The organism is Sinomicrobium pectinilyticum (assembly GCF_003725735.1).
GTDB classification, from domain to species: domain Bacteria; phylum Bacteroidota; class Bacteroidia; order Flavobacteriales; family Flavobacteriaceae; genus Sinomicrobium; species Sinomicrobium pectinilyticum.
Genome location: NZ_RJTM01000195.1, coordinates 1 through 8,602, shown reverse-complemented (window position 1 = coordinate 8,602; position 8,602 = coordinate 1). Strand labels below are relative to the sequence as shown.

3 protein-coding genes are annotated in these 8,602 nt (G+C 42.3%); all 3 read left to right on the top strand.

Going from position 1 to position 8,602, the window contains the following annotated elements; translation table 11 throughout:
- Positions 1-10: 10 nt before the first annotated feature.
- Positions 11-6,391, top strand: coding sequence for an RHS repeat-associated core domain-containing protein (locus tag ED312_RS23125; RefSeq protein WP_123218395.1), 6,381 nt, complete (start codon positions 11-13; stop codon positions 6,389-6,391).
- A gap of 9 nt (positions 6,392-6,400) precedes the next feature.
- Positions 6,401-7,060 carry a hypothetical protein gene (locus tag ED312_RS23120; RefSeq protein WP_123218394.1) on the top strand — a complete coding sequence of 220 codons (660 nt, stop codon included), beginning with the start codon at positions 6,401-6,403 and terminating at the stop codon, positions 7,058-7,060.
- A gap of 260 nt (positions 7,061-7,320) precedes the next feature.
- Positions 7,321-7,632: a hypothetical protein gene (locus ED312_RS23115; protein ID WP_123218393.1), complete on the top strand. Its 312-nt coding sequence runs from the start codon at positions 7,321-7,323 to the stop codon at positions 7,630-7,632.
- Positions 7,633-8,602 lie beyond the last annotated feature (970 nt).

Sequence of the window (8,602 nt, the reverse complement as noted above, 5' to 3'; positions counted from 1 at the left end):
AACCTATACTGTGCCTATAGCTGTTCCACCAGGTATAAACGGCGTGGAACCCGATATTGCATTGACCTATAACAGCCAGGGTGGTAACGGCCTGGCAGGGTGGGGGTGGAATGTTTCCGGGATTTCAGTTATTACCCGTATCCCTGCGACACAGTTTCATGACGGTAGGGTAGCGGGCGTAGATTTTACTTCTACAGATCGTTTTGCATTGGATGGGCAACGGCTGTTACTTAAAAGCGGAACAGTATATGAAACGGAAAATTATTCCAATATCAAGATTACCTCCCATGGGACATCTCCTTATGGAAGTGCCTATGGCCCGGCTCATTTCAAAGTAACGCAACCCGACGGATCTGTTGCTTTTTATGGCCAAACTCCCAATTCCCGGAGCCGTACCGATTATGCCATTACTTATTGGGAAAACCCCCAGGGCCTTCGGGTGACATATACATATGAGACTGCAAATAATGGGCTGAGCATAAAATCTATTACCTACGGAAGCAAAGGGACTGCGACACCGATCAATAAAATCGAATTTATATACGGAAGTAGATCCAGGAAGGAACAGGCTTATATCGGGGAAATCAGTTTTATTAGATCAAATATCCTGAAAGAGATAAAAGTCACCGGTAAAAATACTGTCTATCGGCGCTATATATTATCGCACAATACAACCACATTGGGTTACCAGCGGCTTACAGGCGTACAGGAATGGGGAGAGGACGGTACGGTGAGTTATGACCCTGTTGTTTTTAGTTATACGAATTCGCCTACGGAGGTTGAACAATCTTCCATAGATGCAGAGACTGGAGTGACCGGTTTGGAGCAACGTAATTCTGAGGTTGTTTCCGGAGATTTTACCGGGAACGGCAAAATGGACTTTGTTATTTATCCGTCACTGACAAGCGATCCGGATTATAAGAAGAAATTCTGGCTTTTTTCGGACCTCCAGGAAAAAGGTGTTCCAGGTAGTAATTTTCGTGCAGGGGCTTCGATAAGCACAGGCAGGTTTGAAGAAATATTTCCCGTAAGTTATATTTCGGGGGTATCTGCAGTAAATAATAAAATATCTTCAAGACAAGGCTTGGTTCTTATTAAACACAATGGTATCAGTAATGTTAATTTTGAGATATACGGAGAGGTTAGTAGTTCTACCGGAAGTGTGTTAGGGCCGAATTACACTAAAAGCTGGAGTGCTCCTACGTATATCGATTTTACCCGAGAACAAGCGGTTCCGAAAACTTATATTTCCGGTGATTTTAATGGGGATGGCCTTTCTGATGTCATGGTGATTACTAAATATTACAGTTATTATCCTTGTCACCCAGGGCACGACCCGGGGTGTGATACCCCAGTAATAATCAATAGGTCTAGGGCATATTTGATTCAGCTGGACCACAGACAAACTTCGGGTTTCGCTACATTATCCGGAACTTTTACAAAAGTGTATCAGGGCAATGACAAACTCCTGACTGCGGATGTAACAGGAGATGGGAAGACTAATATTCTTCATGTAACTTCTGAGGAAATATATGTCTATGGATTTGAAGATAATGAACTTGTACTATTGTGGCAAACGGCCAATACCAGCATAAAAAGAGAACTGCCTATACTATTAGGAGATTATAACGGAGATGGGAAAACAGACTTCATGATCCCGGAAAAAGAGGATACTAAGAACTTTACGCTTTTTTTATCTACAGGAAAAAGCTTTAAAGACAGCAATAATACCTATCCTTTCGAATATAAGAAAACTAACTTTAATGATACCGGAAGTACTTTATATGGATATAACCTGATCCCGGTAGATGTAAATGGAGACGGCCGAACAGATATTCTGGATCACCGAACTACTACTTACACCGGGAATAGTAATGGAACACAAAGTCTCAGACTTTATAATAATGTTGCTCCGGTCGATTCAGAAGCAAATCCGAGATTTATATATTCATATTTTACATCAACACAACCAGGAAAACTCGAAAATTTTCCAATACCTATCTTTCTGTCCTCAAGCCGGCCTAATGCCAACTTGGATTTTGCTACAATAAGTAATAAATGGGTGAAATCCTTCCAATTCCTCAAAGATCACAGGGAAGATGTTATGCTGCGTTCTGTAGAGAATAACGGTGTTAAGGAATCTATTACCTATAGTCCCCTAGACCCGTTGGGGATACCATTAGTGTACAGTGCGGAAAGGGAGGTTAATAAACAGGAAAGTTATCCGTATATGGATATAGAAGCCTCCCCGGGTACACAGGTGGTAAGCAAACTGGAGCGAACAGGAACCGGGATCATTACTCTGCAGCAATTGTTTACTTATCACGGTGCTGTTTCGCATGTCGAAGGATTAGGGTTTCTCGGGTTTAAAAAGCTTGCCCGAAGTAATTGGCATAAAGATTATTCCGATAGGATATATAGTACATCGTTTCACAACCCACAACTTCGAGGGGCGACGACGCTGGAATTTACTTCTATAAATCCCATTAACAATGAGTCGGGTTTTCTTCCGGAGCCGGCTCCCCTTGACATTACCTTGTCTTCGGTAACCACCGGGACCAAAACGGCTGTCCAGTCCATAACGCTCAAACCCGGTTTTTCGGCTAATGGAAGTAATGGCGCGTTTCATGCGAAGATGCAGGGTACGGCGGCCAATGACGGGGCTTCATCGCCCGAGAACGATTATATTTCCCGTACCGATTACAGGTATAACTCGGAAACCCGCAGCAATAAAGTGTTTGTGAGTGTCCCGAAAATGGTAGTTAGCAAAGACCTCCTGAACGAAACACTTACCACAAAGACCTATGGTTACGATAGCTATAAGAACCTTTTAAGAGAGCACACCGATATCTCCGGGAAAGGGACCCATACGGTAACCATGGAATATGAAAACAGTACCGGAACTACTTATTATATAGGACGGCCTACGAAAAAAATAGAAAGCCGTACGGCTTATGGCAATACCTATACTACCGAAGAAGGTTATGACTATACCGGGTTTTTCCTGACGGAGATAAAAAGCAAGGGCAATGGCACGGATTTTATGACAGAAGCCCGGAAGTATGATACTTATGGAAATCTTACGGAAAAATCGATAACTCCTCCCGGTGGAGGAACGCCGAGAATCTCCGAATATGAATATAGCAGTACGTATGGCGACCGCTTCCTGACCAAGGTAACCGACCCGGAAGGTTTGGAAACGAGTTATGTGTATGATCCTAATAACGGTAATCTGAAAACGGAAACCAACCCTTTAAGCCAGGCGACGACTTACGAGTACGATTTGTGGGGCAAGGTCACCAAGGTCACCGATTACCGTGGTAATACTGTAACCACCACCTATACCAAATCCGGTTATGAGACCACGATAACCGAAACCGGTAATGACGGGAGCAGCAAGGTCTCTGTATATGATATGCTGGGGCAGTTGATCCGGGTACAGGAAAAGGATGTCCTGGGGCAATGGGTAAAAAAAACCGTCAAATATGATCACCTGGGGCGTGAAGTAGAAGTGAGCGAACCCTATATAGGAGGAGCCGCAAAATGGAATACCACGGAGTATGATCGATACGGCAGAATAAAACGGACCACCTCCCATACCGGGAAGGCCACTACGATGACTTATAACGGGCTTACTACTACCGTAAGTGACGGTACCAAAACAGTAACCACCACCAAGGATGCCCTGGGCAATGTGGAAAAAGTGACCGACCCCGGGGGCACGATCCAGTATACCTATTATGCCAATGGCAACCTGAAAACCGCCGACTACGGGGGCTCCGTTCAGCGTACCGAACAGGATGGCTGGGGCAGGAAAACCAAACTTACCGACCCTTCGGCAGGGGTCTATACCTATGAATACAACGGTTACGGGGAAATGACCAAGGAAACGACCCCCAAGGGGACGACAACCTATGAATATGACAATTATGGCAAACTGGAAAGCAAAACACTCGAAGGCGATCATACCGATATGGCATGGGTATATACCTATGATCATGAAATCAACCTTCCTACCAAAACCACATTGACCAATGCCGACGGGAATAGTACGGTCTATACCCTGACGTATGATACGACCCATCCGCAACTGGTAAAGCAGCTAGTAGAGACCAACCCGCATGCGGTTTTCACCAGGAAGTATACCTATGACGGTTTTAACCGGGTACAGGAAGAAGAGTTTATCGCAAAAAACAGGGCGAACAGTAAAACCAGTACCAAAAAGATAAAAAGAGTTTACCAGAATGGAGGTTTAAAACGTATATCGGATAATACCACACAAGACATTCTCTGGGAAGTAACCGGCAGAAATGCCTGGGGGCAGCTGACGGAGGTGGCCCTGGGGGCTTCTCTGAAACAGGTAAATTCCTATGATGCTTATGGGTTCCCCACCCAGCGGAAGACCCAGAAGATCTCATCCGCCGGGACGGTGACCACCCTGGCTACCCTGGGATATGATTTTAATGCCCAGCGAGGAACACTGACCAGCCGTAGCAACAGCATGTTTAGCTGGAACGAGACATTCCAGTACGACAACCTGGACAGGCTTACCCATTTCAATGATAATAATGGGAATAACAGCCAGACCTATGACGGGCGGGGCAGGATCACAAAAAACAGCGCTATTGGTAATTATGCCTATGCCGGGGTATCCTACCAGAATACCAAGATCACCATAGACGAGGAAGCCCTGATCCCCGGAAGTACAGAAGCCGCCAGGCAATATTACCAGGACCACCCGGAACAGAAAATCAGCTACAATGCCTTTAAAAGCCCTGTAGAGATACACGAACAGGGTAAAGAGCGGATCAGTTTCCAGTATAATGCCGCCATGGGTAGGTCGCATATGTACTACGGAGGGGAAGACAGTGATAAAATGCAACGGCGCTACCGCAAACACTACAGTGCGGACGGCAGTATGGAGATCAAGGAAGATACCCAGACCGGGAAGACGACCTTTATCACCTATATAGGAGGCGATGCCTACAGCGCCCCGTTAATATGGCACTCGGACCAGGGGACCACGACAACCAACAATTATTATTACCTGCACCGGGATTATTTGGGAAGTATACTGTCCATTACGGACAAAAACGGGACGGTCAAAGAAAAGCGGCATTTCGATGCCTGGGGGAATATCATAAAATTGACCAACGGTTCGGGTACGGCCTTAAATAATTTTACTATTTTAGACAGAGGGTATACCGGACATGAGCACTTGTGGTCCCTGAGCGGAGTCGAAGGGGGCCTGGTGCATATGAACGGCCGGTTATACGACCCGGTAATGCACCGCTTTTTGATGCCGGATAATTATGTGCAGGACCCGTTTAATACCCAGAATTTTAACCGGTACGGGTATGTCTTGAACAATCCGTTAATGTATGTAGACCAGAACGGGGAGTTTTTCTGGATAGCGGTAGGAATAGGAGCTCTTGTCGGTGCAGTTACCCAGGCCATAAGACCCGGGGCTAATTTTGGTAAGATTCTTGGAGGTGCTTTGATTGGCGCAGCAGCGGGAGCTATTGGCGCTGGGGTTGGAAGTGTAGTGTCGGGAGGAGGATTTTTTAGTAGTCAGGTAGCCGCTACTTTAGGTCAGGGAGTAGGAACTAGTGTGGGATTTGGAAGTGGTTTTGTTTCAGGATTTGCAGGAGGATTTGCAGGAGGTTTTGTTGGAGCAGCTGGAAATGCCTGGATGGATGGAGCAAGTTTTGGAGCTGGGCTGGGAGCAGGTTTAAAGGGAGGTCTCATAGGAGGAGCCATAGGAGGAGTGGTGAATGGGACGATTAGTGGTATCCGTGCCGGAAAAATGGGATTGGATTTTTGGTCAGGAGAGGGAACCATGGAAATGCCTTATGATGATTCTTTTGCAGGAATAGGTAAGGAGGTTGAATATTCCAATGAGTCTGCAAAAGAGTTTTCAGATTCTCATACTGAGCTAAAGAGACTTTCCGAGAATGTGGACAATTTATATGCAGATGGAACACATCCCTCAGGATATACGTCTAAGAACGGATATCTTTTTAATTCCAAAAATAAACCTGTTAATGGATTAACCGCCGTTAGGAAATCAGGATGGTTAGGATTGGGCGGTAAGAATGTATCAGTTTATTTATCAAAGTCTGCTTTTAGAAGCTCAGCCCAATTGTATATGACTATGCATCATGAATATATGCATGCTTATTTTGGATTAAAGGTCCCCTCTTTTTCTACAAAACATGCCCATAGGATTATACATCAATGGCATTGGGATCAGGCTCAAAAATGGGGAGTTCATCTTTTGAATAACCATCATTATTTGCTTAATGGGGCGTATTTTAGTCCATCAAATTTTCAATCTTTTTTTGATTATAAATTTTTTGGTTTTAAAACTATTAACTACATTCCTAAATAATGTACAGAAATGAATAAAAAAAAATTAATTAAAGTAATAATATTGATTTCATTTTTTTTTAGTTGCTCAAATAGGCAAGAAACAAAAGTGACGAGATATGATAAGAACATTGTATCTATATTTAAAAATGAAAGAAAGAAAGAAAAGAATGTTTTAAACATTACTCATGAGTTGCCTGAATATTTGAATTTATATTTTTTGGATAATAAGATTGAAACCGCTAAGCTAACTTTTCTGTCTCCCCCTTCCAATATCGATAACTACATATATGGTAAGAAAAGTGTTTTTAAATATGACTTGGTGCTTTATTCTAATGAGTATCCTCAGTTGAAAGGCAATAATGAAATGACACATGATGAAGTAATAGGATGGTTATTGTTGTTAAAAAACAATGAAATAATATCTTGGATAAAAGTTTTTGAAGGTAGGATAAGTAACCCTGAGATTTTGGAATCATATTTGTTTGATAATTACATCATTACTATACATATCTATGACGAAGGTTATGATCTGATGATTGAGGGAGGGGAAAATCAAGCAGAATATTCCTTTGCTGTTACAGAAGTAATGAAAGATGGTAGATTACAACTCTTAGAAGAAGAAAAAGGAAGAATAATAGCTCGAAAATATCTATCTGACAATAAACAATTCAAAAATATTGGTTGGTAATTACCCGCTCTACGAAGTGTCGCATGCTCCCCGCTCAACGAAGTGTTGTAGGCTCTGCGAATGTCTCTGACTTCGCAGCCCACTGCACATCCATGACGGGCCAATACGTTGCGCTCCTCTCTGAGGGGCTTCCAAAACGGTGTTTTACAGCCCCGCTCAACGAAGTGTTCCGCCCCCCCTCATTATCATCGAGGAAGAGGAAATAATTTAAGATATCATAGACCTTGGGAAATTGGTCCTGATGGTAAAAGAAAATGGTAATGGATCAAAAGGAATTTTATAAATATTATTTACCGGCTTTAGCAAAAGCTTTGGAATCTGATAACAATGTTTCGGATTTCTATATTAAGGGGCCAGAAGCATTCATAGAGGCTTCGGAACATAAATTGAGGGAAATAGAGATTTGTTTGGATACTGCTTCGGGCAGTAATGAATTTCTGGACAGTGTTGCCTATTATTTTGATGCAAAATCTCATGGCTTTAATGAAATTGATGGGGAGAAACTATGCGCTTACAAAGAAAGGATAAAAGTAAAAATGTTAAGTATAAAAAGTGAATACAGGATAAAATAGAGAGACATGTTTCTCGCTCAACGAAATGTTCCGGGCTCTGCGAATGTCTCCGACTTCGCAGAGCGGGGCTTAGGAGCAAAAGCTATTATAGGCATTGAAGTATTTGGGCATACAAAAATACATCATGGAAGTGTTTCAACTAATGAATAATAAAATGAGGTATTATATAAAAATTCGATTAATTGCCGTCCTAAAAAAAATATTAATTATTGCATTTGTTGGAGCGACTGGATTGTGTGTCTATTTCATTGTATTTAAGAGATTTAGTGAAAGTGTGCCATTCTTCTTATTTATTCTTTATTTGTTTTTTTTAAATAAGTTTTTATTACGAAATTTAAGTCTATTTCTTTTGATAGAGAAAATGTTTATATGGATAAACCAAAAATTGTTATACCTATTAAATCTATTGAGAGTATAAAAAATGGAGTCATAACTTTTTATTTAGATAGTGAGAGAAATAGAAAAGAAAAAATTCGTACGGATCATCTTTGTTCTATGGAAAATTATAAAACTTTAGTAACTTTCTATAGACTTAAGAAGTAATGTGTTTATTGGCATGGAAACTCTTCGCAGAGCGGGGTGAGAGGAGCACGGGTAGAAAGGCCATTAGGATTTGGATCACAAACAGCTTTTTAAATTGAGTGTTATGGAAAAAAACCCGCTCAACGAAGTGTTGCAAGCTCTGCGAACGTCTCTGACTTCGCAGCCCACTGCACATCCATGACAGGCCAATACGTTGCGCTCCTCTCTGAGGGGCTTCCAAAACGGTGTTTTACAGCCCGCTCAACGAAGTGTTCCGAGCTCTGCGAATGTCTTCGACTTCGCAGCTTTTTGCGTTATTGATAGGCAAATATGTAAAGCCCCTCTCTGAGGGGCCTCCCTAATAGTGTTTATAGGGTTGAACCATATTTTTGTAACTTGTTAAAGCTTTTTAATTTACCACGTCTTTGCAGCAATAAATGAGTAAGAC